The sequence below is a fragment of the Paenibacillus sp. E222 genome (assembly GCF_013401555.1).
Taxonomy (GTDB): domain Bacteria; phylum Bacillota; class Bacilli; order Paenibacillales; family Paenibacillaceae; genus Paenibacillus.
The window spans coordinates 4,072,657-4,098,413 of sequence record NZ_CP058552.1 but is presented as its reverse complement, the minus strand read 5'-3'; the positions used below and the strand labels follow the sequence as shown (position 1 = coordinate 4,098,413).

The 25,757-nt window shown below is 43.9% G+C and carries 21 protein-coding genes and 1 pseudogene; 2 read left to right on the top strand and 20 right to left on the bottom strand.

Annotated features, from left to right (window positions below):
* Nucleotides 1-113: 113 nt before the first annotated feature.
* Complete coding sequence (locus HW560_RS18540) at nucleotides 114-1,046, bottom strand: hypothetical protein (protein WP_179264215.1); 933 nt, start codon at nucleotides 1,044-1,046, stop codon at nucleotides 114-116.
* 315 nt (nucleotides 1,047-1,361) lie between these two features.
* On the opposite strand from HW560_RS18540, the gene HW560_RS18535 reads away from it, so the two are divergent.
* Nucleotides 1,362-1,832 (top strand): hypothetical protein, encoded by a 471-nt coding sequence (locus HW560_RS18535; protein ID WP_179264213.1) that lies wholly within the window; start codon nucleotides 1,362-1,364, stop codon nucleotides 1,830-1,832.
* Nucleotides 1,833-2,116: 284 nt separating this feature from the next.
* Here the strand turns inward: HW560_RS18535 and HW560_RS18530 are convergent, their stop codons facing one another.
* From HW560_RS18530 to HW560_RS33905, 6 genes and pseudogenes are all read right to left on the bottom strand, one after another.
* Nucleotides 2,117-2,269, bottom strand: coding sequence for a hypothetical protein (locus HW560_RS18530; RefSeq protein WP_177185746.1), 153 nt, complete (start codon nucleotides 2,267-2,269; stop codon nucleotides 2,117-2,119).
* Between the two features lie 491 nt (nucleotides 2,270-2,760).
* The gene (locus HW560_RS18525; protein ID WP_090900081.1) at nucleotides 2,761-3,951 is read right to left on the bottom strand and encodes an abortive infection system toxin AbiGii family protein; all 1,191 of its coding nucleotides are present in this window, start codon (nucleotides 3,949-3,951) and stop codon (nucleotides 2,761-2,763) included.
* A 3-nt stretch (nucleotides 3,952-3,954) separates the two neighbouring features.
* A complete protein-coding gene (locus HW560_RS18520; protein ID WP_090900084.1) occupies nucleotides 3,955-4,824 on the bottom strand; it encodes an abortive infection system antitoxin AbiGi family protein in 870 nt (289 codons plus the stop codon).
* Between the two features lie 711 nt (nucleotides 4,825-5,535).
* Nucleotides 5,536-5,724, bottom strand: a pseudogene (locus tag HW560_RS34445) (peptidase G2 autoproteolytic cleavage domain-containing protein); the annotation flags it as partial.
* A gap of 781 nt (nucleotides 5,725-6,505) precedes the next feature.
* Complete coding sequence (locus tag HW560_RS18510; protein WP_090900090.1) at nucleotides 6,506-7,525, bottom strand: phosphotransferase enzyme family protein; 1,020 nt, start codon at nucleotides 7,523-7,525, stop codon at nucleotides 6,506-6,508.
* 162 nt (nucleotides 7,526-7,687) lie between these two features.
* Nucleotides 7,688-7,921: a CD3324 family protein gene (locus tag HW560_RS33905; protein WP_090900093.1), complete on the bottom strand. Its 234-nt coding sequence runs from the start codon at nucleotides 7,919-7,921 to the stop codon at nucleotides 7,688-7,690.
* Between the two features lie 234 nt (nucleotides 7,922-8,155).
* On the opposite strand from HW560_RS33905, the gene HW560_RS18505 reads away from it, so the two are divergent.
* Nucleotides 8,156-8,461 (top strand): tyrosine-type recombinase/integrase, encoded by a 306-nt coding sequence (locus HW560_RS18505; RefSeq protein WP_257031363.1) that lies wholly within the window; start codon nucleotides 8,156-8,158, stop codon nucleotides 8,459-8,461.
* Between the two features lie 69 nt (nucleotides 8,462-8,530).
* Here HW560_RS18505 and glnA read toward each other — a convergent pair whose 3' ends face one another.
* From glnA to mutS, 13 genes are all read right to left on the bottom strand, one after another.
* Complete coding sequence (gene glnA, locus HW560_RS18500) at nucleotides 8,531-9,859, bottom strand: type I glutamate--ammonia ligase (RefSeq protein WP_076289091.1); 1,329 nt, start codon at nucleotides 9,857-9,859, stop codon at nucleotides 8,531-8,533.
* A 129-nt stretch (nucleotides 9,860-9,988) separates the two neighbouring features.
* Nucleotides 9,989-10,402 carry a MerR family transcriptional regulator gene (locus HW560_RS18495; protein WP_063563200.1) on the bottom strand — a complete coding sequence of 138 codons (414 nt, stop codon included), beginning with the start codon at nucleotides 10,400-10,402 and terminating at the stop codon, nucleotides 9,989-9,991.
* An 83-nt stretch (nucleotides 10,403-10,485) separates the two neighbouring features.
* Entirely contained in the window at nucleotides 10,486-11,739 is a 1,254-nt protein-coding gene (locus HW560_RS18490) for a methionine gamma-lyase family protein (protein ID WP_179264211.1), read from the bottom strand.
* Between the two features lie 84 nt (nucleotides 11,740-11,823).
* Nucleotides 11,824-13,110, bottom strand: coding sequence for a GTPase HflX (hflX, locus tag HW560_RS18485; RefSeq protein ID WP_076289089.1), 1,287 nt, complete (start codon nucleotides 13,108-13,110; stop codon nucleotides 11,824-11,826).
* A 120-nt stretch (nucleotides 13,111-13,230) separates the two neighbouring features.
* A complete protein-coding gene (locus HW560_RS18480) occupies nucleotides 13,231-14,202 on the bottom strand; it encodes an AAA family ATPase (protein ID WP_109998339.1) in 972 nt (323 codons plus the stop codon).
* A 109-nt stretch (nucleotides 14,203-14,311) separates the two neighbouring features.
* Nucleotides 14,312-14,875 (bottom strand): ribonuclease FAU-1 family protein, encoded by a 564-nt coding sequence (locus HW560_RS18475; protein ID WP_024630470.1) that lies wholly within the window; start codon nucleotides 14,873-14,875, stop codon nucleotides 14,312-14,314.
* 283 nt (nucleotides 14,876-15,158) lie between these two features.
* Nucleotides 15,159-17,816, bottom strand: coding sequence for a penicillin-binding protein 1A (locus HW560_RS18470; protein ID WP_179264209.1), 2,658 nt, complete (start codon nucleotides 17,814-17,816; stop codon nucleotides 15,159-15,161).
* A 167-nt stretch (nucleotides 17,817-17,983) separates the two neighbouring features.
* Entirely contained in the window at nucleotides 17,984-18,226 is a 243-nt protein-coding gene (hfq, locus tag HW560_RS18465) for an RNA chaperone Hfq (RefSeq protein WP_017687918.1), read from the bottom strand.
* Nucleotides 18,227-18,459: 233 nt separating this feature from the next.
* Nucleotides 18,460-18,681, bottom strand: coding sequence for a hypothetical protein (locus HW560_RS18460; protein WP_109998341.1), 222 nt, complete (start codon nucleotides 18,679-18,681; stop codon nucleotides 18,460-18,462).
* Between the two features lie 242 nt (nucleotides 18,682-18,923).
* Nucleotides 18,924-19,871 (bottom strand): tRNA (adenosine(37)-N6)-dimethylallyltransferase MiaA, encoded by a 948-nt coding sequence (gene miaA / locus HW560_RS18455; protein ID WP_373565003.1) that lies wholly within the window; start codon nucleotides 19,869-19,871, stop codon nucleotides 18,924-18,926.
* Complete coding sequence (locus tag HW560_RS18450) at nucleotides 19,855-20,640, bottom strand: class I SAM-dependent methyltransferase (protein WP_076289083.1); 786 nt, start codon at nucleotides 20,638-20,640, stop codon at nucleotides 19,855-19,857. Before HW560_RS18450 ends, miaA begins: the two co-directional genes overlap by 17 nt.
* A 17-nt stretch (nucleotides 20,641-20,657) precedes the next feature.
* Nucleotides 20,658-22,865 (bottom strand): DNA mismatch repair endonuclease MutL, encoded by a 2,208-nt coding sequence (mutL, locus tag HW560_RS18445; RefSeq protein ID WP_179264205.1) that lies wholly within the window; start codon nucleotides 22,863-22,865, stop codon nucleotides 20,658-20,660.
* 21 nt (nucleotides 22,866-22,886) lie between these two features.
* The gene (mutS, locus tag HW560_RS18440) at nucleotides 22,887-25,688 is read right to left on the bottom strand and encodes a DNA mismatch repair protein MutS (RefSeq protein ID WP_090900117.1); all 2,802 of its coding nucleotides are present in this window, start codon (nucleotides 25,686-25,688) and stop codon (nucleotides 22,887-22,889) included.
* Nucleotides 25,689-25,757 lie beyond the last annotated feature (69 nt).

The window sequence follows — 25,757 nt, the reverse complement described above, 5'->3', positions numbered from 1 at the left end:
TTAGTTAACCCGTTAGGCGGAATCAATCTTTACCAAACCCTTTCGTTCCAACATCATTTGCCAGAGGGGAAGAAATGAAGGTAACTTATCTATCGATACATCAGATACGCCTTCTATACGACCAGATTGGACGAGTTGACATACACCGTCTTCTGACCATTCTTAGTCTTAAAGTCGCCATTCTCCAACTTGTCTAAGAATCCTGTAGTGTGAGCTTCAAGCATGTCAATGAGGTGAACGATGTAAGCCCAAATGGTTACTGGCTTATCGGCAAATTCACCGTGATGCCCCAACTGAACTGAGATAATATCGTAATAAAACTTCTCGCCAAACGTCACCACGATTTCATCTTTATTTCTCATAGTGATCTCAGCACCAAAAACCCTGTGACTTATATAGGACAACTCTGTGTAAACACCATCTTCAATTTCTAACACCTTACCTATAACATGAAGGATAATGCTCAGGTAGAGTAAATCAGCCCAAGGAGCTAGTCGAGAATCATTTTCGATCAAGGTTCTAGCAAGACGAAGCATCTTCATCGTATGGTTCATCAAACCACCGATCTGAGCGTCATGCATCTTCGCACCCGCCCAAGTAACCTTGAACGGATCGAACAAATTTTCCTTCTGAAAAATGCCGAATAATAGAGTTGCAGCGGGCTGAGTGAGGTTACTGTTTACAAATTGCACGAAACTTTTGAAAACCGATTCCACATCTACTCGCTTGTAAAAGATATTGATATCCGTTACACCGTGCTGGAAGTTTATTTCTGTTAATGTCAACTCGATTTTATCGTTGTAGGAATCAACATTGCCTTTAATCAAGGCAATAGCCCCTACAAGGTTGTTGATGTTGAGATTGTTCTGAAGGTACTCGTCACAAATCTTGAAACCTATTGTCTTACCGTAGTAATGACAAGTACCGTATATAGGTGCCTTACCTGCCGCATCTGTCTTTGGTGTGTAATCAGTGATGTAGATAAGTCCGTTGATAATCTCCCCGTCTTTAACGCTATGCAAATCTATAGGTTGTATGTTTATCACTACTTAATCTCACCTCAAAAATATTGGTCATTAAAATAGTTCTATATCATCAATGCAAACCCCTTTTTATTCCAGTGACCTGCCCGTTAGTTGAATTAAAGCAACTGATCAAAGTGATCAGCTGCTTTCTTGGTTTTATTACGCTATCGTTTCCCGTTAGTTCAATAGGTGTCCTGCGCGAAATGAGCTGCCATGAGTCGGGATTTTGTTTCGGAAACTAGTTGTACTGCAAAGCCAAATAGGCCCTTACCATTTTAGTGAATATAATGTTTTAAAGTAGGAAATAATTGTTGGTATAGAAAGGGCGAGGATAATATGTTTAAAAAAATATATTTAATAGCCTTTGCAGTGACTATTATTTCAGGAGTGGAATTAATATCGAATTCAAAAGCAGACACCAATCCAGAAATGGAAACTGTAAATAAGACAGTTGAAAATCCTGTTAACACTAATTTTTCAACAAATAACGTAAAATCCGTAAAATTCGAAGAATCAGTAAAAATCGTAGAATCCGTAGAATCAAAACTCACAAAAGGGTATTTTAGTCAACTATATACACCTCATGGCATGTTCTTGCGAGCAGATGAACAAAGTATCTTTAAGGAATCTGAGATAGCAAGAAAGTTAGATCAAATCGGACCTAATACGAATCAACTAATTTTTGAAGGCGAGTTTTTTTTAAAAGTAGATGAATCAACATTTCTTAAATCGTATCCCAATTCGTTGCTCTTAAATGAAAAAGATGAAAACCCGACTGATACTGATGTTCCATCAAGTTTATCATAATAGTAATTTCATAAAGAAGGAGCCATTGTTTTCGACAATGGCTCCTGATTTTTTTTATTCTGGAATTAGCGTGACTCCAGTGAATGCTTCTACTTCCGGCCGCTGTTGTTCCCAGATATTCACGGTAGAAATCCGGTGACAAAGGCGGACGCTATCGCTCCTACATTTTCTAACTTCTCCTCCGTCTCTCTTCCCTTATAAGATATTTTCAAGTTCAATCTATATAGATTTAAAAGCTCCGTTTCAGTCACGTCCATATCTATTTTCCTACGTTAACCTGCCCGTTAGCTTAATGACTTAGCAGGCAGAGTTAGAATAGATATACTTCTAATCGGCAATCGGATCATGTTCTTGTCCCCCCACAATTTTCGGATTTCTTTAATGGCATGTATTCCCGCATACTCGGCACCGATGACGACGCAAGATAATGTTCTCATAGCAATTACTCCTTCTATAGTTTGCATATAAAACGAGTTAGCGGCTTTTAATGTGATATAAAGTTACAACTTTTTGAGAACTACGAGCTGACTCCATCCAAAATTCGGTGCAAGATAACCACCACCGCGGTAAACGACTGTTTCCTGTGGCTATTATTCAAATCACTTCAATACTAACTTTCGGAAAATGAAAACAAAAATGAGAACTATGGTATATCCTTCATGAAGCACTGGAAAGGCTGCCAATGAAGGCAGCCATAATAAATTGGCCAAATTTGAATAACACCAGATTAAACCGCTACTACCGAATCACGTCGTCATAAAATACTTCAAGGTCCATCATCGTGTCATGCCGCTTACGTAGTAGCATCTATTCACCATTCTCTATATTAGTTAGTCAATATTATAAATTAGATCGATCTTATCACGATATGAAAAAATCAATCCAATTGAATCTACACATTAGAGTAAAACTGCTCACTAAGATAAAGTTATTTATTTTCTTCAAAAATGCTGAACAAATCTCTGGCCTCATGAAGTGGTCTTATGTTCTTTTGAAACTCCAAAGCCTCTTCATACGTCTTAAAGTATCTCATTGATCGAAAGCTTTTCTGAGAGGACTTATTTTCAAGTATACATTCCAACTTACCTTGCTCTTTTATACTAGGAATTATATCTGAAATACGCAAATTATATACGCCCATCACTGCAAACAATTCCAGATCTACCTCAAGTAAATTAATATTCTCAGGCTGCACAAATGTAAAACCGGCGGTTTGACTGATTAACCGATCTTTATCAAAATCCTCAGGAGGATCGAATGTAATCGAAGTATACTTAATATTTTCTCTGAACGGCACTTCTTTTACAAAGGACGAGTACAGTTTAATTAACCAGATGTCTTCCTCATCACTAAGAGGCAAATCTAGTGAAAAATGGACTCCCAACTTGTTCTCAACACTTTTCATCTTTTTCCAAAACGTTAATAGTTCATTCAATGTCCCACTCTCTACATCGTTGATTGGCGAAGGGGGTAATCTCATTCCAACTACCTGCCCGTCGCCTTGAATAAATGCCTGATATACTAATAAAACACTTAATAATTCATCGATGGAATTAACTTTTTGGAGATTAAAATTAAAGGAAAATTGAAGTGTTTCTATATCTTCAAGTACTGTCATGGATACCTGCAGACCGTCATTATCTATATTTTTTAATAGCGTTTTATTAAGATCAGCAAGCGGCTGCCTTTGCATAGTTAGAGATCTAGTGTGCCCATATCCAGAAAATTCAACTACGTGAGGTGGCGGGAATGGCTTTGGCTGTAAGTAGAATTCAGTATTTTCACTTGCTAATAAAGGAGCTAATGCCGCTTCATCTAATGGTATCTCGATCCCGTTTATTTTAACTGGCACATTTTTATCAATTTTAAGTTCAGTTTGACTTCTATAGATTATATCGAAAAGTTCCTCCGGTTTGTAGATTCTTAAACTTTCAGGGATTTTGATATTGGCAGACATCTGCATAGCCCTACCTTCACTAGGCACTGCAACAACCAGGTCATTAGCTACTCGCTTATATATAAGACCATCAGGCAACCTTTTGTTGAGAGACTCAACGATTTCTTTTGGGATTATACGACCGTCTGATTTTTTAAATGATTCTTTAAAGTTGGAAAACATGTTTCACCAATCCTTCTCTAATTGAGTAAATACCATAATTTTAGAGATTAGAATATATTTTGTGGTTTGATCAGTGTGTAAATCATTCATGATGAAATGAATTAAATTATCTCGATCTTCAACCGTATCCACGATTAGATATTCAATCTTATCATAATCAAATTTCAACCACAGTTCTTCTTTTTGTTCAATGCCGTCTGAGTATGCATTACATACCACATTGTTCAAATTATTCACCAAAACCGATTGTGGAATTATCAAACTCAAATCTGTATATACATCACTAAAATTGGGGACGAATCTCCATTCCCTCTCATCATGAAAATTCTTAGAAATGTGTTCGAAAGAAGTCCCTCTTTGCTTTGCCATTTCTCCGTTTAATGGTTTGATAAAAAGCAGTTGTGTTGCCAATTGATTATGAAGGATTTCATCCCCAGTACCATCACGCATTTGTTCCATAGCATGTTTGAATGCTGTTTTGAAGTCAGAGAGTAAAGCCGATGAACTATTCATATAACTAATCGGTTGAACACCTTCTTGGATGCCCCACATCTTGCTCATACCAATTCCGTATCGCCCATATCCATCAGAGCTATTGGTGCCTCCCATATGGTACGTTAATTTGTTTAGATGAATATCACAGAAACAAACCATAGGAAATGCAACTTTATCCATCTCGGTCAAATCCAAGTATGTGATATTCTCTTCATAAAATCTCGGAATCATTGCTTTTTTGCTTAATTTACTTTTCAGGTATTCAAGTTTAGGCATGAAATTGAAAAGGACATTCGCACTTTGTCTGTAAGTGTAGTTAGCCTGAGACACCTGTGGAGCTGAGTCCAATAAAATATCACTATACTGTTCAATGGCCATTAGAGTCTCCTATAGATTTTAAGTTATATTGCTAACTGAAAGAATCATTTACTATAAAATTATACCTTATGGATTAAGAGGACGCATTTTGGTTTACATAAGTTTAAAGATATAAGGAAAAATAGAGATAGACACTTTGGGTTAGGCATTAACGTCGAAGAAGCAAAAGAACTTGGTTTTTTTAATAACTATTGACGATACGGGCCTACTGGTCGAAACTCTTTTCCTTCTCATCCAAACTTAGGTCTGGATGGCCGTAATTGAACTGTACGTTATTCTGGCCCTGCAAGGCCCATTTACATGTGTTACGGTACTTAATGAGGTTTTAAGTGATATGCTCAATGCTTAGATTTATATCTAATCGGCAATCGGACTAAGTTTTTGTCCATTCCAGCACGGTTCTGGTCTCGAACCAAGGACAATAACTATAAAGCTAAAGTATGGTCAAATTCTCTGAAATAGGGTAGAATTGTTATCGCTATTTGGTCAGTGAGAAACCACTGTCTTAAACCAATCACAACTTTTGGAGCCAATAGTGGCTTCTGCACAAACGAGCCTCAGTTACTAAGGCTCGTTTTTTGTTGATTCCTTTAAAATATCTTTTTCAGATTCTAACTAAAAGCTTTTCCTTTTTACATCTTTCAACAACAACATTTTACTGCTCTGTTCGATAATTTGATTAACTTACGCTTACACCGCTGTAAAGCGGTTTTACATATACAAAAAAATGAAATAACGTTCTATACAGTACCCGTTCTCTCGACATGTGCCATCATTTCTTATCAGAAGTTTTCCCATCATTCCTACAGCTACCCATTCTGGACGCTCCAACCGAGAAACGTAAGTCTGTAAAGGATCATACTGAGGATTGATTAATGCTGTTTTCAACGTGTGTGATGGGACTGTAACCTCCCCGTTTCCATCTTTTCATGGACGCTCTCCTCATTTCATTTAGTGTATCTGAGGTGGCTTCGAGTGTCCAATTGGATTAGAGGCTTTAAAGATATAAAAGGGGTTCTTAATAAATACATTATGCTAATTCTGCAGAATATGAAGTTTAAAGCTTCACATAATCAATGGTTTGATGCAGCTCTGCCTTCTCCATACTTCCAAAAACATTAAAATCTCTGAGGAACTCATCGAACTTATCCCTCAAATCGATGACCAAGGAGCACTTCGAAGCTCCCCCTCCAGCTTTGTTGTTAACTTTACCGCATACCTACTCTCCGTATAGGACGGATGCTTTCCATATAAAAGCTCGATATTCCATAATGCCTCAACCGTATTTGGCATCTCGCTGACCTGAACATCCGGCGCAAACCATCAAGCCCCTAGAAAAGAAAAAAGACGACCCACCAATTCGAGTCGCCTTCATTCCAACTCAATGCCAGTTTAAAAAATCACGAAACGACCCAAACAGCTCCGTCAAAATATACCCCGAAAATGAAGGGGAACTAGAGAAGCTGAAGAACAACTGGATCGGACAAACTTCATGAATAAGTATAAATCTTCATAATAAACAGAAAAGTTTCAGCGCTAAGTACACAAGTAGATCTTATATAAACTCGAAGTCATAGCTCACGTTTTTAAAACTTGATGATATGAACAAACACTCTAAACAGCGACCTATTGTAAATCATCACCATAAGATATCATTATTTTAGCCCGTTATCGGTTAGTATTAATCCACATTTACAGGCTCGATCACTTCGAATAAAAATGGATTACCATTTAAATATTCTCTTATGTATGCTTGGGCATACTTTTGTTCATCGATTAAACTGGTTGTTTCTCTTGGATCAGAGGAGTGATGGCAGCAATTCTCGATCATGAACATGACAAAAAAACATTCCAGATCCCGAATATAGTCCGTTTCCAACTTCCTAATACTCTCATAACCTTGGATAAGCATCCATCGATGCTTTGGCCAAAGCTCCAATATGGTGCCTGCCATATCGTAGAGATAATATCCGTACCCACATCTTCCAAAATCAATCGGATAGGGTTCATTATCCTTAAAAACCATATTACCGGTATGTAAATCAGCATGAATGAGCCCATAGTTATGTTCACTTGGATGCATAGTGGTAAGTTGGGATACAACCTTCTCAGCTGCATCTTGATACAGCTTCCATCCCTCTTCGGATAAAAAACGTTCATAGTAAAGTTCCAACTTACCCATTTCACGTTTAAAACTTTCTACTCCCCAAGTAGGTCTTACAAAATCAGAAGGTGGATTGAAATCCTTTGCTGCTGCATGGAGCCTGCTCATCAATACACCTATATTATATGCTTGACTATCTGTAAATTCACCTGCTGCTTTTTCACCCTCTATCCACCGCATCATCGTTACATAAGGGCGCCTATATCCTATCTCTGTTTCGATGTCCAATACATAAATACCATCACAACTTGCCATCCCTTCTGGTACATTTAGATCTTTCGATTTGTTCAGTGCTTGTAACAGTAGGAGTTCCGAACGAATTTCCTCTCTGCTTAATCGGTCCGAATGAATGCGAAGTAAATAATTGTTATCTGTACTGGTTTCAATTTTATACGTGATCGTATCGGATAGTTGAATAAACTGGATGCTATCCCATTCTAAGGCATACTTTCGAATTGCAGATAAAGCGACTTTCCTTGCTCTGATTAATAACGCCCGCCGTTCTTCATCAGTATCAAATCTAAAAAAATCATTCATTTGTTATCCCCCTGCAGTTTTTATGAAGTAAAATCAACTACTTCTTTTATATGTTATTGTAACGATAGTAAAAGCTTAAAAATATGTAGTAAACAATTTAAACTATACTATACACAAAAAAGTCACATTAGAATTTCTTCCAATGCGACTTTTGTTAAACTATTATTTTGTATAAACGATCTTTTTAATAGTATCGCTTGAAAGGCAAAATCGATCTGAAAGTTGATCGATAGTGTCACCATCGAGAAACTTTTGCCGGATTTCATCATTTCTAAGATTCAAAATTTTTCTGCTGCCTGAATTTTCACCCCATTTTTTACGCAAACCTTTTGATTTAGGGATGTAAACCAATCCACCGTTCATATACTTTTGTATTTCATTTAGTAGGTGAACCATATGATCGCTAGTGATACGTGGATGAAACACTCGATTTTCAAGCTGAAGACGAGGACGAACTTTTCGGAGATACAAAAACCGGAAATTCTACCCGCACAATTAGCGTAAGTAACGGAATCATAAATGATTTGAGATATCATGCTTCATGGCAGAATCAAAATAAGATCAATTTAGGGGAGTCAATGTACAGACACGATTTAAACCTGGTCTTGTGCAGGAAATGATGGTAGTCCGATGCCTAAATCTAGTCTCTTTAATGCTTCAAAGAGAATTTTGAGAAAGGCTGGTTTGAGTGAGGAATTAACAATTCATTCCTTGAGACATACCTATGCTGTGATCATGCTAGAAGCTGGGGCTGACATCAAATTTGTACAAGAGCAGCTTGGGCATGGCAGTGTGCAAATTACATCCGATGTGTATGCTCATATTTCTAAAAAGCTAGAAAAGCGGAACATTGATAAGTATGGAGAGTACACTTCCCGTATTTTTGGATCAGAAAATCAAAAACCGGGGGACGTTTGGGGGACGCAACCTCAATAGAAGTGCAATTCCCTCCAAACGTCCCCCGGCTCATTCCTTCAAAACCCCGTAGTTACAAGGTTTTTTTAATTAGTACAACGTGATATATTGATCGCGTTCCCATTGGTGGACTTGTGTACGATACATATCCCACTCAATTTCTTTCAGCTCGTAGAAGTGAGCCAGGGCGTGGTCGCCGAGAGCATCACAGATAACTTCGCTGCGGATCAATTCGTTCAATGCTTCTTTCAGGTCAGCTGGCAAGCTTGGAATGCCTTCTTCCACACGCTCTTCTTCTGACATGATGTAGATGTTGCGGTCAATCGGAGCTGGTAAGGAAAGCTCACGTTTGATTCCGTCCAGACCTGCTTTCAATAAAACAGCCAAAGCCAAGTAAGGGTTAGCAGCCGGATCCGGATTACGAACCTCAACACGTGTACTCAGACCACGGGAAGCTGGAATACGGATCATTGGGCTACGGTTACTGGCGGACCATGCTACATAACAAGGGGCTTCATAACCTGGTACAAGACGTTTGTATGAGTTCACAGTTGGGTTCGTAATTGCTGCAAACGCACGCGCATGCTTCAAAGTTCCAGCCATGAAGTGACGTGCAGTTTTGCTCAGACCCAGCTCGTCCGACTCGTCTACGAATGCGTTCACTTTACCTTGGAACAAGGATTGGTTACAGTGCATACCGGAACCGTTCATACCAAACAGCGGTTTCGGCATAAAGGTAGCATGTAGACCATGCTGACGTGCAATCGTTTTAACAACAAGTTTGAACGTTTGGATCTGGTCTGCTGCTTTAAGAGCATCAGCATATTTAAAGTCGATCTCATGCTGACCTGGAGCTACCTCATGGTGGGAAGCTTCGATCTCAAAGCCCATTTCTTCAAGTGTGATAACGATGTCACGACGACAGTTTTCACCAAGATCCGTAGGCGCAAGGTCGAAATATCCACCTTGGTCATTCAGTTCGTTAGTCGGGTTTCCTTTTTCGTCTGTTTTGAACAAGAAGAACTCTGGTTCAGGACCGACGTTGAAGGAAGTGAATCCCATTTCTTCGGCTTCTTTCAGGTTTCGTTTCAAGATGCCACGCGGATCTCCTGGAAACGGATTACCATCCGGAAGATATACGTCGCAAATCAGTCGAGCAACACGGTTCTCGGCTACCCAAGGGAAAATGAGCCAAGAATCAAGATCAGGATAGAGGTACATGTCGGACTCTTCAATACGCACATAACCTTCAATGGAAGATCCATCAAACATCATTTTATTGTCCAGAGCCTTGGTAAGCTGGCTCACAGGGATCTCAACGTTTTTGATTGATCCAAGCAGATCGGTAAATTGCAAACGAATGAATCGTACATTCTCTTCTTTTGAGATGCGTAGTATGTCTTCTTTAGTAAAACTCACGATACCCTCTCCCTTTCTTCTCTGCGTATTTGGCTTGCCTGTTATATTTGTACATTAGAATATTGCACGGGTCAAGGAGTCCTCCTACCCAAAAGCAGGATTTCCCCTGACCTACGAGGTTATACGAACTTATTTTTTATTAAAGAATCGGGAAAGCTCTCCCTGGATGAGAGATACTTGTCCAGGTCTCTTACCTGACACCAGTTGTTGTTTAAGCAGACGATGCAGTTGGGAGTCCGACAGCTCTCTGCGTTTCACTTCCGTATCGGCTGTAATAACCGTTGCTTCTTCTGACTCTTTGGATACAGGATTCATCACTTGTTTAATGCCCGCAATGTTAACTCCTTTTTCAATCAGAGCCTTGATTTCCAGCAATCGTTCTACGTCATTGAAAGAGAACAAACGCTGATTACCTGACGTTCTCGCAGGAACAATCAAACTGTGCTGCTCATAATAACGAATCTGACGCGCGGACAGATCCGTTAGTTTCATTACAATACCTATCGGGAATAAGGCCATATTTCTGCGAATTTCGTCACCCATCATTCATCAACCTTCCAGTCATCTATTCTTCACTCTATTGTACATTTAGTTATTACTAAGTGTCAATGATGTGTTAGATAAACTCACAATAATTTACGTTCTTTCATGGTCTGTAGTGCCATCAAAACGCCATATTTAACATGAGAGTACGTTAAACCGCCCTGCATATAGCCAATATAAGGCTCACGGATAGGCGCATCTGCAGATAATTCAAGGCTTCCGCCCTGTATAAACGTACCTGCCGCCATGATGACAGGATGCTCGTAACCCGGCATGTCCCACGGTTCAGGAACAACATGGCTATCTACTGCAGCAGCCCGCTGTATTCCTTGCACAAAGGCAATTAAATGCTCGGCCGAACTGAATTGAACAGCTTGAATCAGATCTGTACGCATTTCGTTCCATGCCGGTTTGGTTACAAATCCGGATGCAGCAAACATCGCTGCAGCGAATATACTCCCTTTAATGGCCTGTCCCACAATTGTCGGAGCCATGTAAAGTCCTTGGTAGATGCCACGAGTTGTTCCCAACATCGCACCAACCTCACCGCCAATTCCGGGAGCAGTCAGACGATAGGCTGCCAATTGTACGTACTTTTCCTTCCCGCATATGTATCCTCCGGTTTCCGCCAGACCTCCACCGGGATTCTTAATCAGTGATCCTGCCATCAGGTCTACCCCGATTTCAGTTGGTTCATGTTCCTCCGTGAATTCACCATAACAGTTATCCACAAATACGATGACATCTTCCTTGATCGCCTTTACACGTGCAACCATATCAGCGATTTCCTCAATACAGAAGGAAGATCTCCAATCATATCCTCTGGAGCGCTGAATGCCAATGACTTTTGTCGCTGCATGGATGCTTTTCTCGACCGCTGCCCAATCTACTCCGCCATCTTCTAACAGAGCCGTCTCTTGATAACCAATGCCGAAATCCCGTAACGATCCTGTTCCATCACCAGGCTTGCCAATGACTTTATGCAATGTGTCATAGGGCTTACCCGTAATGTACAACAACTCGTCACCTGGACGGAGCACACCGAACAAAGCTGTAGCAATAGTATGTGTACCTGATGCAAAATGCGGACGCACCAGTGCCGCCTCTGCACCAAACACATCGGCATATACTTCATCAAGCACCTCACGCCCGCGATCGTTATACGCGTAACCCGTTGAACCCGCAAAGTGAAAATCACTGACTTTTCTGCGTTGAAACGCATTGATTACTTTCCACTGGTTATGATCGGTGATCCGATCAATCTGTTGCAATTGCCCCTCAATCTGGCGTTCAACCTGTTGTTGAAGTTCAATAATCTCTGAATCAAAGCTTGCCATCTTGCTTCATTCCCCTTCATAGCACGAATCTGACGTCAAATATCAATTATCGTGTCAACTTATCATACAAATATGTCATCGATGTTACAGTTGTATGAAATCTTCAAGTAAATAACCGAATTTCTCATATTCGCCTTTTTGCAGTTCCACTTCATAAATTACATCATTATCTTCAAATGTGGTCTCAACCACATCACCAATTTTGTAAAGTACAGACGTAAGATCTCCACGCTCAGCCGGAATACGGAACCGTTTCGTGTCTCCGGTCAATTCAGCCTGAATAAGCTCCCGAATTTTCTGCAAGTCATCAGCATCCAGAGCGCTCACTTTGATATGTTCTTTATCCAAAGGAAGCATTTCAAGCTGCTCCGGCGTACAAGCATCCTTTTTGTTATACAATACCAATTGAGGCTTGTCCCCTGAACCCAGTTGCTGCAAAATGGTGTGTACCGTTTTCATCTGATCTTCACGCATTGCAGACGATGCATCGACCACATGTAATATAAGGTCCGCTTCATTCACTTCCTCCAGCGTTGCACGGAAAGCCGCAATCAGATCATGAGGAAGGTTCTGTATAAAGCCAACCGTATCTGTGAGTACAATTTCTTTACCACTTGGCAGTTCCATCGTCCGAGAGGTTGGATCCAGTGTGGCAAACAGCTGGTCTTGAATATACACATCTGCCGCCGTTAATTGTTTAAGCAAGGTGGATTTACCCGCATTCGTATAACCTACAAGCGCTACCTGAACGATCCCCGTCTTTTTGCGACGCTCCCGGTGCAGCTTGCGATGACGTGTCACTTCTTCCAAATGACGCTTCAAGTCATCAATGCGACCACGAATATGTCGACGATCTGTCTCCAGTTTACTTTCACCCGGACCCCGCGTTCCAATTCCGCCGCCAAGTCTGGACAAATTCTTGCCGTGACCCGACAAACGTGGCAGCAAATAGCTCAACTGAGCCAGTTCAACTTGGATAATACCTTCTCTCGTGTTGGCACGCTGCGCAAAGATATCCAAAATCAGTTGGGTACGGTCAATAATTTTGAGATCCAACGCTTCTTCCAGGTTACGAACTTGAGCACCGGACAGTTCCTGGTCAAAAATAGCTGTTGTTGCTCCCATTTCCTCAGCTACTGCACGAAGTTCTTCCACTTTCCCCTTACCAATGAACCATTTGGTGTCCCGGGTTTTCAGGTTCTGTGACAATACACTCAGCACTTCCACACCTGCCGTCTCGGCGAGCTTTACCAACTCCTCAAGGGAGTACTCCGGGTTAATACCCGAACGTTTGACCTCATCGGTAACCAGACTCACCAACACAGCGCGATCCTTCTTCACCATATCTGTATCATGTGTGCCATTTGTCATCGTGTATATTCACTCCTTCTACTTACGTTTCCGTATATATTCTGTGCCACCATGCTTACATGGCATGCTTTAAGCCGAACCGGTTAACCCGGCCGGCTGCATTAAAAATTATATTATCGCTTACTTTTGCTCAAACTTCAAATCCTCTGTGCGAATGGTCATCAGCTCCAGTTTTCCCGGACTCCCTTGGGTATACTGTTCCAATAGTCGAACTGCCTGATGGCGTATCGATCGTTCAATGGCATTTCGGACATATCGGGCGTTGCTGAACGCATGAAGAGATTCATTTTTTTCCTGAAGCAGATGCTGCTTTAGTTTGAGTATGGTCTGTGGCATGAGAATATAGTCACGTTCCTTGGCCATAATCTCGGAGATTTGAATCAATTGATCAATGCTATAGTCTGGAAATTCAACCTGAATCGGAAAACGGGAAGGTAATCCGGGATTCGTCTGTAGAAAAAAATCAATCTCTTCCGAGTATCCCGCCAAAATGAGGATAAATTGATTCTTATTATCTTCCATTGACTTCACAAGAGTGTCGATCGCTTCCTTCCCAAAATCCTTCTCGCCCCCGCGAGCCAGACTGTACGCCTCGTCAATAAACAAAATTCCGCCCAATGCCTTCTTGACCAAGTCTCTGGTTTTCTGTGCCGTATGCCCAATGTATTCTCCGACCAAGTCTGCACGTTCCACTTCAATCAAGTGACCCTTACTCAATACACCCATCTTCTGAAAAAGCTTCGCAACAATTCGTGCTACCGTTGTTTTTCCGGTTCCCGGATTGCCTTTGAAAATCATATGATACACGTGCGCCCCACTGATCAATCCAGCCTCGGTACGCATCTGGGCAATCTGTAAGAAAGCATAGATTTCAAATACTAAATCCTTGATATTTTCCAGTCCAACCAGTTGCTCTAACTCACCTTGAATTTCTTGAAAATGCGCATGTTTAGCTAAGCCTTTTGCTGCTTGTATGGCTGTCTCTTCTTCTTTGACCAGCATCTGAGGTTCCTGGTTACGCAAAACAACATTAATTTGTCTGGATGGTCTGCCTCCCGGTTGCCCTCCTGCAGCCATGACCCGTCCGTTCATTCGCCATCACCTCTATTTTATCGGGCTGAACTCTCCTGATTATTAATGTATTCTATCAGGTGCTCTAATATTAGAAGGATGGAGAAGAATTCTGTAACTTTTCCATGACTCAAATCTGAATATTTTTTCGGAACTCCCCATTCTCAAACAGGGTTTGTCTATGCTTCAAGGACAGTTGGAAATATGGAAACACATGTGCATCAATGGCATGCAACAAATCCTTTGCTGTCCGGTTCGCCAGATCATAATCCCCCGTCGTAATGTGCTTACGTGAAAGAGCATCTTCAAGTTCATCCTCGTCCAGCAAAAATATTTCTCCATCTTTGAGGACAACGACATCCAGATACAGATCATCAAACCACGGGACACCCTGATCGGTTATGCCCTGGCTGCGGCATGTATCAATGTACCATTCAACAATCCGCTCCTGATCGTCAAACATGGCCGTAACAACAAAATGCTCGCCTTTCGGATAATACTGCAACCAGGAATAACCTTTATCCGCAATGCAGAAGGTGCTCCCTCCATAGGTTTTCCATAAAGGCTCTTTCAAATCTTGTATCGTATACAACGTAATGTAACCCGTAAAAATTTTGGATTGAACGAACCGGCATGTAAATTGTCGGTTCGTAATCCGGCGCCAGTTCGCGCGGTCCCCGAATTTCCGTTTCATACGAACCCCTCTTTGCCGACCACAGGTCCGTGACCTGCTGATATTGGTGAACAGCGAATAACGTCCGCATTACCGATTCCACAAGTCCCGAAATCCGCTTTGCACAACGTATTACGAATAGTTACAGCTTACCATATTTAAGTTATACACTCAAAATCAAGCTTTGCCTCATCTGTTAGAGCGCTCTCGTTCAACTTCAAATGTTACAAACACCAAAAACCTGCTTCCCCAATATGAGGGGAGCAGGTTTTTGGTTGTAATTATTTAATGCGGCTTATTCTTGTTAACCGCCAGTTCCAGCTTGAGAATCTGTCGGTGCATTCGTTTCTCCACTGTTACCGTTGTTCCCACTATCTGGTGGCGTGACTACTTCACCCGGTGTTGTTACAGACCCATCATTGGAACCTTCACCGGTACCTCCAGGTTCTGTTGTTCCCTGTCCTGGTGGTGTATTTCCTTCTCCGGTCTGTCCGTTCCCTTGACCTGTCCCGCCGTTATTTCCATTATTCCCGTTACCATTGTTGCCATTGTTGCCATTTTCATTTCCATTGCCATTGTTACCCTCAGAACCTCCATTCCCCGGCAAACCGTTGTCTGGATTTTCTGTTCCTGGCTGCTCTGTACCCGGTTCCGTTCCTGGCTCCGTGCCCGTATCTGGCTGTTGTGGTTCCAATTCCTCTGCTTCAATCATCAGCGATATGGTATTGGACGGATCCGTCTCTTGTCCTGAAGCCAGATCATAGGCTGTCACATAATACTCATAAGTGAGACCAGGGAGTGCACTTAGATCCTGCGCACTGGTCGAACCAACAGCATCAATGAGGTGAGTGAACTGTCCCTCAGATGTTTCTTTTCTGTAAATCCGATACTGTGTCGAGGAATCTCCCGTTGAAGTCCAATTCAGCGATACAGTTTGCGTAGATGGATCATACGCACCATTCAAACCACTCACTGAAAGTGTTGGTTGTTCCGGTTCTTTTTCCGGCGGAGGTGTCTGGGCTCCTGCTGGAGCTTTGAAGTCCTTCACAGGAACGCCTTTCAATGCATCCCCCATTACTTTGGCAAAGAACGCAGCTGACAGCTTACTGCTATTCTTGAGCATATGGGTTGCATCGGGACTGTCGTAACCCATCCATACGGCAGCTGTCCATTCTGGCGTGTATCCGACAAACCAAACATCACGGTTGGAACTGTTGCCGGAAATACCACTTTGAACGGTTCCCGTTTTACCTGCAACCGGTCGATCCAGACGCGCCGAACGACCTGTACCGTCATTTACTACATTTTGCAGCATCTGAGTCAGGGAATACGCATTCTGCTCACTCATGACACGCGTTGTTTCCGATTTATCGTGTTTATAGGTCGTTTTCCCCGCGCTATCCTTAATTTCCTTAATGGAATACGCCTGCTGGTACTCACCCAGATTGGCGAATGCGCTATAGGCTTGCGCCATTTCCAGCGTATTCGTACCTTTACTAAGCCCCCCCAGCGCAATCGCCAGGTTTTTGTCTTCATCCGTAAGCTGGATACCTACGCTTTTGGCAAACTGAACACCTGTATTCACACCAATTTTGTTCAGGAGCCATACTGCCGGGATGTTCTCCGATTTTGTAATGGCATCCGTCATGCTAATGGTTGAAGAATACCCATGCAAGTTACCCGGACAGTAATTCCCGAAGCATTGCTTTTCATTACTGAGAGGTGAGTTTGCATTGTAATTACCTGATTCAAGAGCCGGTGCATAACTCACAATCGGTTTGAATGCCGATCCAGGCTGTCTGCGGCTCTGTGTTACCCGGCTATAGCCCTTCGTTTGATAATCCCGTCCGCCCAGCAAGGCGACAAGACTGCCATTTTCATGGTTCATAATTACCATGGAGCCTTGAACCTGCTGATCATCTTTGCTTGACTCAAACAAACTATCATCCGAGAACGCACTCTCCATGGCTGTTTGAGCCTGAGCATCCATCGTCGTGTAAATTTTGTACCCGCCGATATTCAGATCATCCTCCGTTTTACCAGTCACTTTCTCTGCTTCACGAAGAACATAGTCGATAAAGGCTTGATATTTCTGCTCTTTTTCAGGCGGTGTATAATCATAATCTACTTCTTTGGCTTCATCCATTTCCGCCTTGGTGATGTAACCTTGCTCATACATCAGCTGCAATACCACACCACGACGGGCCTTGGAATCGTTGGGATTGCTCAGCGGGTTATAGGCAGAAGGCCCTTTAGGCATCGCAGCCAGCGTAGCAATTTGCCAAATCTTCAGCTCATTAAGGTCAGACACCCCAAAATAAAATTCAGACGCTGCCTTAATTCCATAACGCTGATGACCAAAGAAAATCCGGTTCAGATACATCGTCAGAATTTCGTCTTTTGTGTACTTGCGTTCCAATGCCATTGCAATGGAAACCTCCGTCGCTTTACGGAAGAAGGTCTTGTCACGGGACAAGAACATATTTTTCGCAAGCTGCTGTGTCAGCGTACTGCCACCTTCCACCATGGAGCGGGCCATGACGTCTTTTACCGCCGCACGTCCGATGGACCAGATATCCACGCCCTGATGCTCGTAGAATCGTTTATCCTCCGTAGCAACAAAAGCTTCCTTTACTAAATCCGGAATATCTTCTTCTTTGACCGGCTCCAGCTTCTGAATGGACAACTCGCCCATTAACTGGCCGTTGCGGTCATATACTTTTGAAGTTTCATTAATTGTTGTTTTGTCCATGTTGGCTTTGAGCAGATTTTCGCCACTCACCATAATAAATAAATATCCACCCAGTGCACAGAATATGGCGATGGCCATGGTGAAAAACAGTGTCCATCCAACGCGTTTACCCGTAATTTTTTTCTTTTTAGAGGTCTTTGGCTTCGCTTTTTTGGTTGACTTGTTATTACTGTTGCGATTGTTAGACCTCGACAACGGATCGTTTGGCATGTTACCTCCTGACTCCCTTTCAATTGCATAATTTCTATTCGTCTGCTGGCTCAAGCTCCATTGAGCTTATTTTGCCCGGAATGAAAAGAACAACCCTTATTCAGGTTGCTCTGTTTCAATTCCTATACTTGTAGACGAAATGGTTGATAAAAAGGTTTCGTAATTTTTTAAGCTTCGCCGCTATTATCTTGCTGCATCAGCGATACGCTGCGTTGCGGCGTGAACGTGGAGATGGCGTGCTTGTAGACCATTTGCTGGCGTCCGTCGCTGTCAATGACGATCGTAAAATTGTCAAATGCCTTGATCGTTCCGCGGATTTGAAAGCCATTGGTCAGATAGACCGTAGCTGGAATGTTTTCTTTCCGCAGTTGGTTCAAGAACGTATCTTGGATGTTGATGGACTTGTTCATTAGCCGTACCCCCATTGGTTCATTTGAATTCGTGATTAAGTAATATTCAATATCGCTGAGTAGCTTTCGTGCTATTATATCATGAACGGATTCATATAATCCACAAAAACCCCTTGCCTGCTATTTTGCACCTATGCCTGAGCTTCGCTTGCAACTAGAGGACTTATCCATTATACACCGCTTGTCAGAATTGCAAAAGAGGGACAAATTCTACCTTTCCCCACGATTCCCTTCTAATTTTCCGGATCTGTATACGGTTTCTCTTTTTCTCTGAATAACGTAATATTTTTCCGATTTTTTCTATCATTGATTAAGAGTTTCAGGTATGTATTGGTATTGATTAGAACGATAATTAACCAAATTAAGGCGATAAGACCTCCAATGGCAAAGCCAATTCCAAATAACCCTGAGAAAAAGAGATATAAACTTGCCACTCCGCTCGGTTCTGCACTCATAAAATCTTCCCCCTTCCCACTTTAGCTTAGAATCAAAATCAATTAGCCTGTCATTTGAATACATTTTAATATTTATGTTATTTTTTCACAATGAGTTTCTTTGTTTAAATTTGTATAGATCTCCGATTATTTCCTCATATATTGACATTGTTTTATATAAAAAAGTAAAAACCTCTACCTTTTATTGCTAAAAGATAGAGGTTCTAAAGTCCTAAAAAGATGGCAAATTCCACCTTCTATATTCAGTCAAACTTGCGTTTGATCATCTCACATACTTCGGCATAATTCCCTGCAAAATCTTCGGTTTCCGTCATATCCACCCATTCGATGTCCTTCATATGACGGAACCAGGACAATTGCCGCTTGGCAAAACGACGCGTATCCCTTTTCAGCCACTCCACCGCAGCATCCCAGCTTACTTCACCCTGAAGATAAGCCGCAATTTCCTTATAACCGAGCCCCTGCATGGAGATATGCCCTCTCGCTACGCCGCGCTCCAGTAAGGACTTGACCTCATCTACCAGACCCTGCTCGATCATAAGATCAATTCGCTCTTCCACGCGGGCATACAGCTTCTGACGATCCATGGTCAAACCCACAATAAGCAGGTCATATGGAGACTCTTTTTTCTGGGAAGCCAGCTGCTCGGACAACTTCTCACCAGTAAGGTGATAGATCTCCAGTGCACGAACAATTCGGCGCTGGTCATTCGGATGCAGTCGTTCTGCACTAACCGGATCAATGACCCTCAGCTTATCATGTAACGCCTGCGGGCCATGTTGCTCTGCATAACGAAACTGTTCATCCCGGAACGCTTCATCCGAGCCGCTGTCCGAGAATTGAAAGCCATAACATACCGATTCCACATACAGACCCGTACCACCAACAATAAAAGGCAACTTGCCGCGCTCATGGATTTCCCCAATCAGACGTGTACAGCTTTCCTGAAATTCCGCCACGGAATAGGGGTATTCCGGTTCATGGATGTCGATGAGGTGATGGGGCACACCCTTCATTTCATCGCGAGTAATTTTGGCTGTCCCGATATCCATTTCGCGATATACTTGCATGGAATCCCCCGAAATAATCTCGCAATTGAACGCCTGTGCAAGCTCAATACTCATTCTCGTTTTGCCTACTGCTGTTGGTCCGACCAGCACAAGCAGCTTCGGTTTAACTTCCGCTTTCAACATTAATCACTCCGTACAGTGTTTTTGCATTGCCCCGGTCGTGCACTTCAAAACCGAGTCTCGTAAACTCTGCGCTGCCGCGCTTCTCTTTCATCACTACCCGCTTGCGGGCAACTCGTTTCGCTTCAATAATACTCTGTTCATCCAGTGCACTTGGATTTGCATAATCTCGCAAAGGCTGTATGGCGCTTGAATCAAGCATTGGTTCACGAAACATCGGATCGAAATATACCGTGTCACAGCTTCGGTCTGGCAAGGAACGCAGCAAATCGAGATGATTCGCATGCCGCAGCTCAATACGCCGGAAAGCTTCGTTTACCGCAGGCTTAATGCTCTCGTATTGAGACATGCCTTCTACCAATAAGGTGTACAGTGGGAGTGAGCTTTCACAGGCGATGACCCGACCGCTTTTGCCTACAGCAACCGAGAATACCAGTGCATCGGTGCCCAATCCTGCTGTACAATCGATAACGGTATCCCCTTCCAGGATCGCCCCTGCGTCCAGCATCGGATCAGCTTCTCCATTTAACACACGTTTGGCCCGAACAAATCCCATACTGGGGTGAAACTCAAGCAGCGGTGAATCCGGACGAAATAAACGAACTTTGCCCTGAAGCACAACTACAATTTCATCTATCCCATAATGTGCAGTCAGTGCAGGTAAAGACATTTTTTTGCGCGGTACATAGGTCCCTCCTGTTGTTTCCGCCAGGTTTCGTGCACGTTCCACAAGGTGGCCTGCTTCCTTTTCACCGGTTGTAATATACATAACTTCCTCCTAAATAGCTACATGACCCGTTTGAACAATTTCTCCAGATCATAGGTTGAAAATGACACCACAATCGGTCTCCCATGTGGACAAGTATACGGTTGACGGCAGGAACCCAGGCGTTGAATCAACACTTCCGCCTCCTGATCCGTCAATTTCTGATTGGCTTTAATAGAAGCCTTGCAAGAGCACATAATAGACGCCGCTTCTCGCATCTTGGCAACATCAATACTACGTTCACTCAGCACCCATTCTGACATCTCTTCAATAATGTCTTTCTCGTCCCCCTTGGGGAACCAGAACGGATGGGAACGGACCCGGAAAGTTTGCCCACCGAAATGTTCCAAGTACACACCCGCCTGCTCGAACCAAGCCAGTCTTGTTTTGAGCTTTTCGGTCTCGGATGGTGTGAACTCCAGTGTAATGGGCAGCAGCAGCTCCTGCGAAGCCTGAGCCGGATTGCCAAACTGCTCGTAGTAATACTCATAATTCACCCGTTCATGAGCCGCATGCTGATCAATCAGATATAGACCATCTTGATTTTGTGCAATCAAGTACGTCCCGTGATGCTGCCCAATCAGGCTTAGTTCGGGAAACGCAGGCATAGAAGCATCCGACTTAACGGCGGATGCCAACCTTGCCGAATCCGGTAAATTTGGAGCCTTCCAGCTTCGCTCTCCTTTTGCAGCCACCGCAGATGGATTATACGATGAACGTCCTTCTCTGACCGGAGAATTCACCGAATTGGAACGATACGTAGAAGCCTGAGCGTGTGAAGTCGATATCCCCTTATCCTCAGTTGAAGGTATGGCATCTTGCGCAGCACGATCTGTAGCAGCACCGGTATTTCCACCCACAGCAGAAGCTGGATCACTATGGGAATTTTCGTCAGGACTATAATTTTGCTTCAGAACATCATTAGAGCCTGGGTCCCCGCTTAACATCCCAAATGGATCATAGGCTGGTGGTATCTCGGGTGGAGCTTCAGGCAAAGGCAGCATCTGGCCCTCACCTTTTCCATCAGAAAGTGATTGCACATCAGCCGGAGCATCCAGATCATCGTCCTCTGAAGTCGTTTTATCGAGGCCAGCAGTTATCCCTAATGGACCCTGTTGCCCATACCCCGCGGATTCTGTTTCGTCCTTTAGAGGACCTCTGGGGAACAGAAATTGTTCCTGGATAAAGGAACTGTTATCTCCACGTCTGATTTGCTGCTTGGTTACCTGTGGAATGAGCACTTCCTTCCGCAAGATTCCACGCAGTGTCGTTTCCACAAACTCGTACAGCTCCGCTTCCTTGCTGAAACGAACCTCCAGCTTCGCCGGATGCACGTTCACATCAACCAGGGACGGATGCATTTCCAATTGCACCACGACAAGCGGGAACCGATTAATGGGCAGCAGCGTATGATACGCCTTCAAAATAGCCTGGTTGAGCCCATAATTTCGAATAAATCGTCCATTTACAATGGTCGACATGCCGCCACGATTCGCACGAGTCCATTCCGGCAAACTGATCAGCCCACTCACATGATAGTCCAGACTCTCTCCCTGAATGGGGAGCATCGCTTTGGCGGCACTTGTACCGTAGATTGCCGCAACCACTTGCAGCAGATCCCCATTGCCCAGCGTCTGAAGCAGCGTATTTTCATTATGTCGCAGCGTGAACGAGATATTCGGATGAGACATCGCCATGCGATAGAGAACATCCGAGATATGCCCCAACTCAGTCTGGATCGTTTTCATATATTTAAGCCTAGCTGGCGTATTGAAAAATAGTTCTTTTACCTCAAAGTCCGTGCCTTGGGGTGAGGTTTCATCCTCATGTGAGAGAAGTTTACCGCCCTCAATCACGATTCGGCGCCCTCGCCCGTCATTCCCGCTGGCCGATAACACTTCCACCTTGGAGACAGCGGCAATACTCGCCAAGGCCTCTCCCCTGAATCCAAGACTTGTGATCTGGAACAGATCGCGGCCATGAGCTATTTTACTGGTTGCATGACGATAGAAGGCCTTTTCCATATCCTCCGGTTCGATACCGGAACCATTGTCTTTGACCCGAATACGGAGCAGTCCGCCCTCTTCCACCGTAACATCAATTTTGGAGGCGCCTGCATCCACCGAGTTTTCGAGCAGCTCCTTAACGACTGAAGCTGGCCGTTCGACCACCTCACCTGCCGCAATCTGGTTGGCAATATGTTCATCAAGCACATGAATTTTCTCCACAGGATTTCCCCTCCCCTATACTCAGGATAATTGCTGTGCCTTTAATTTGAGATCATTCAGTATTTGCATCGCCTGAAGTGGCGTCATGTTCATTACATCAATATCCTTCATATTACGAATAAACTCCCGGGCAGGCTTGTCAAGGGCAACAACCTCCGTTTTCGGAGTTACACTTGGCTCTTCATCCCCAAAGATGGACAGTTGAACCACATCAGCATGTTTGGAGACTGACTGCTGCTTCCCAATTTGTTTTTTGTCCTGTTGTTTCTGTTCTGGAGCTTCAGTTGCAACAGCCAATTCAACAGTTTCCGCAGACTCACCTTCACGGATTAATGAGGAATGATCTGTCGGCTGGAACTCCACGCGCTGATCATGGTCATCACGTTGCTGCTTGTCCTTCCCGGCAAATTCACTTCCAACCGCAACCTGAGCGGCCGCATGTTCGAAACCGTGTAACAAGCCATTCGCCCGCTCAATGATGCTGTCCGGCAGACCTGCAAGCCGTGCGCAATAGATTCCGTAGCTGCTGCTGGCAGCCCCGGCGATCAATTTACGCAGGAAATTAACCTTGTCCCCACTCTCCTGAACGGCCATGGAGTAATTCGCCAGCTTGTCCAAACTCTCTTCCAGATGAGCAAGCTCATGGAAATGGGTTGATACAAGCGCTTTGCACCCAATGATATCATGCACATATTCGATGACAGACTGGGCAATCGCCATTCCCTCACTGGTAGACGTTCCCCGACCCAATTCATCAATAATAATCAGACTGCGTGGTGTTGCTTTGTCCGTCATGACCTGAATGTCGGCCATCTCCACCATAAACGTACTTTGTCCGCCGATGAGATCGTCTGCCGCACCAATCCGTGTAAAAATACGATCCATAATCGGCACTTCAGCTTGCCCAGCTGGCACGAAACAGCCGATCTGCGCCAGAATCGAAATCAGCGCCACCTGCCGCATATACGTACTTTTCCCCGCCATATTCGGACCGGTAATCAGCAGAATGCGCGCCTCTTCCTTCTGCATCGCAGTATTGTTGGCAATGAAAGCTCCATCTCGCATCACTGCTTCAACCACCGGATGGCGCCCCTGCTCCACGACCAGATCGTAACCATCGGTCAATGTAGGCCGTACGAAATTGCGTTCTGCACTGATGACGGCAAAGGATTGATACACATCAATCTCCGCGACCAGCTCAGCCAGCTTCTGCAGCCTGGCGATCTCCTGATTGAGCCGTTCCCGTAATTCCGCGAACAAGCCGTACTCAATATCGACCATCTTGTCCTGAGCTTCCAGAATCAGCGTCTCTTTTTCTTTCAGTTCCGGTGTAATATAACGCTCAGCATTCGCAAGCGTTTGTTTCCGTTCGTAACGGCCTTCTGGCAGAGAAGCCAGGTTCGACTTGGTAATTTCAATATAGTACCCAAATACTTTGTTGTAACCGATTTTCAGCGAGCGAATGCCAGTCGCTTCACGCTCTCTGGCTTCCAGTTCAGCAATCCACTGCTTACCATTCACCGAGGCTTCCCGGAGCTCATCCAGCCGCTCGTGGTACCCTTCACGAATTAAGCCGCCATCACGCACAGATACAGGCGGTTCATCAACGATAGCCTGACCGATTGCATCTCGCAGATCACTGCAATCATCCATAATGCCAGCAATGTGCTGCAGCGTCTTGGAAGGCGAATCTGCACAATATTGACGTAGCCCTGGAATTTTGTCCAGTGACATCTTCAGTGCATTCAGATCCCGACCGTTGGCGTTACCGAAGGCAATCCGCCCCACCAGGCGTTCCAGATCGTAGATGTCTTTGAGTTCTGCACGCAGATCTTCCCGCAATATAAACTGGTTATACAGCGTATCTACCGCTTCCAGACGTTCATTAATTTTGCCTTTTTGCAGCAAGGGTTTATCCACCCAACGGCGCAGCATCCGGGCACCCATGGACGTCTCTGTGCGATCCAGGAGCCAGAGCAGTGAACCTTTTTTCGAACGTTCACGTACGGTTTCCACCAGTTCCAGGTTACGCCGAGTGAAGGGGTCCAGAATCATAAAGTGATCCGGCTCATACGTTGAAACCTGTGTCAATTGTCCAAGTGAACGTTTCTGTGTCTCACTTAAATAGGAGAACAGCCGCGCTATACAGGCTTGACGTTCAGGCTCCAAACGTGCCCATACCGCTTCGCCGAATTGCTGACGCACCAAATCTTCCTTACTCTTCGTCCATGGTGTGTATACTACAGGCCGACCAATTGGAGATGACTGGACAGCCACCGTATCCAGCAACGCAGCATCACCCACCAGCTCCGAAGGTTCGTAGATCCCGATCTCATCCTTAAGCCACTCTTGCGAGTATGGAACAGAGGTGACGTAGAGCTCCCCTGTGGACAAGTCACAGGCAGCCAGTGCAATGGTGTTCTGGTTCCCTGTCAGGCAAACCATATAGTTATTGGACTTATCCCCCAAGGTCTTGCCTTCCATTACCGTTCCGGGTGTTATAACTCGTACAATTTCTCGCCGTACCATGCCTTTGGTTACTGTCGGATCTTCCATCTGCTCGCAGATGGCTACTTTGTATCCTTTTTCAATCAAGCGCTGTATGTAATTGTCAGCCGAATGATAAGGCACACCGCACATCGGGATTTTGTCTTCTCCCCCACCTGCGCGTGCTGTTAATGTAATTTCTAGCTCACGAGAAGCATTAACTGCATCTTCAAAGAACATTTCATAGAAATCACCTAATCTAAAAAAAAGAAAAGCGTCCTGCGCTTCGGCCTTCACTTGCAAATATTGTTGAATCATTGGCGTATACTGAGCCATGAGTATCCTCCATCCGTTCCAATGTTGTCAGGAAGAGAAAGCAGTCCCGGAAGGAGCAATAAGGCGGTC

Excerpts from the sequence above, each read along its gene's own strand:
- HW560_RS18535 (WP_179264213.1), top strand. The coding sequence starts at position 1,362 with ATGTTTAAAAAAATATATTTAATAGCCTTTGCAGTGACTATTATTTCA.
- HW560_RS18530 (WP_177185746.1), bottom strand. The coding sequence starts at position 2,269 with ATGAGAACATTATCTTGCGTCGTCATCGGTGCCGAGTATGCGGGAATA.
- HW560_RS18525 (WP_090900081.1), bottom strand. The coding sequence starts at position 3,951 with ATGTTTTCCAACTTTAAAGAATCATTTAAAAAATCAGACGGTCGTATA.
- HW560_RS18520 (WP_090900084.1), bottom strand. The coding sequence starts at position 4,824 with ATGGCCATTGAACAGTATAGTGATATTTTATTGGACTCAGCTCCACAG.
- HW560_RS18510 (WP_090900090.1), bottom strand. The coding sequence starts at position 7,525 with ATGAATGATTTTTTTAGATTTGATACTGATGAAGAACGGCGGGCGTTA.
- HW560_RS33905 (WP_090900093.1), bottom strand. The coding sequence starts at position 7,921 with ATGGTTCACCTACTAAATGAAATACAAAAGTATATGAACGGTGGATTG.
- HW560_RS18505 (WP_257031363.1), top strand. The coding sequence starts at position 8,156 with ATGCCTAAATCTAGTCTCTTTAATGCTTCAAAGAGAATTTTGAGAAAG.
- HW560_RS18495 (WP_063563200.1), bottom strand. The coding sequence starts at position 10,402 with ATGGGTGACGAAATTCGCAGAAATATGGCCTTATTCCCGATAGGTATT.
- HW560_RS18490 (WP_179264211.1), bottom strand. The coding sequence starts at position 11,739 with ATGGCAAGCTTTGATTCAGAGATTATTGAACTTCAACAACAGGTTGAA.
- hflX (WP_076289089.1), bottom strand. The coding sequence starts at position 13,110 with ATGACAAATGGCACACATGATACAGATATGGTGAAGAAGGATCGCGCT.
- HW560_RS18480 (WP_109998339.1), bottom strand. The coding sequence starts at position 14,202 with ATGAACGGACGGGTCATGGCTGCAGGAGGGCAACCGGGAGGCAGACCA.
- HW560_RS18475 (WP_024630470.1), bottom strand. The coding sequence starts at position 14,875 with ATGAAACGGAAATTCGGGGACCGCGCGAACTGGCGCCGGATTACGAAC.
- HW560_RS18470 (WP_179264209.1), bottom strand. The coding sequence starts at position 17,816 with ATGCCAAACGATCCGTTGTCGAGGTCTAACAATCGCAACAGTAATAAC.
- hfq (WP_017687918.1), bottom strand. The coding sequence starts at position 18,226 with ATGAACAAGTCCATCAACATCCAAGATACGTTCTTGAACCAACTGCGG.
- HW560_RS18460 (WP_109998341.1), bottom strand. The coding sequence starts at position 18,681 with ATGAGTGCAGAACCGAGCGGAGTGGCAAGTTTATATCTCTTTTTCTCA.
- HW560_RS18450 (WP_076289083.1), bottom strand. The coding sequence starts at position 20,640 with ATGTATATTACAACCGGTGAAAAGGAAGCAGGCCACCTTGTGGAACGT.
- mutS (WP_090900117.1), bottom strand. The coding sequence starts at position 25,688 with ATGGCTCAGTATACGCCAATGATTCAACAATATTTGCAAGTGAAGGCC.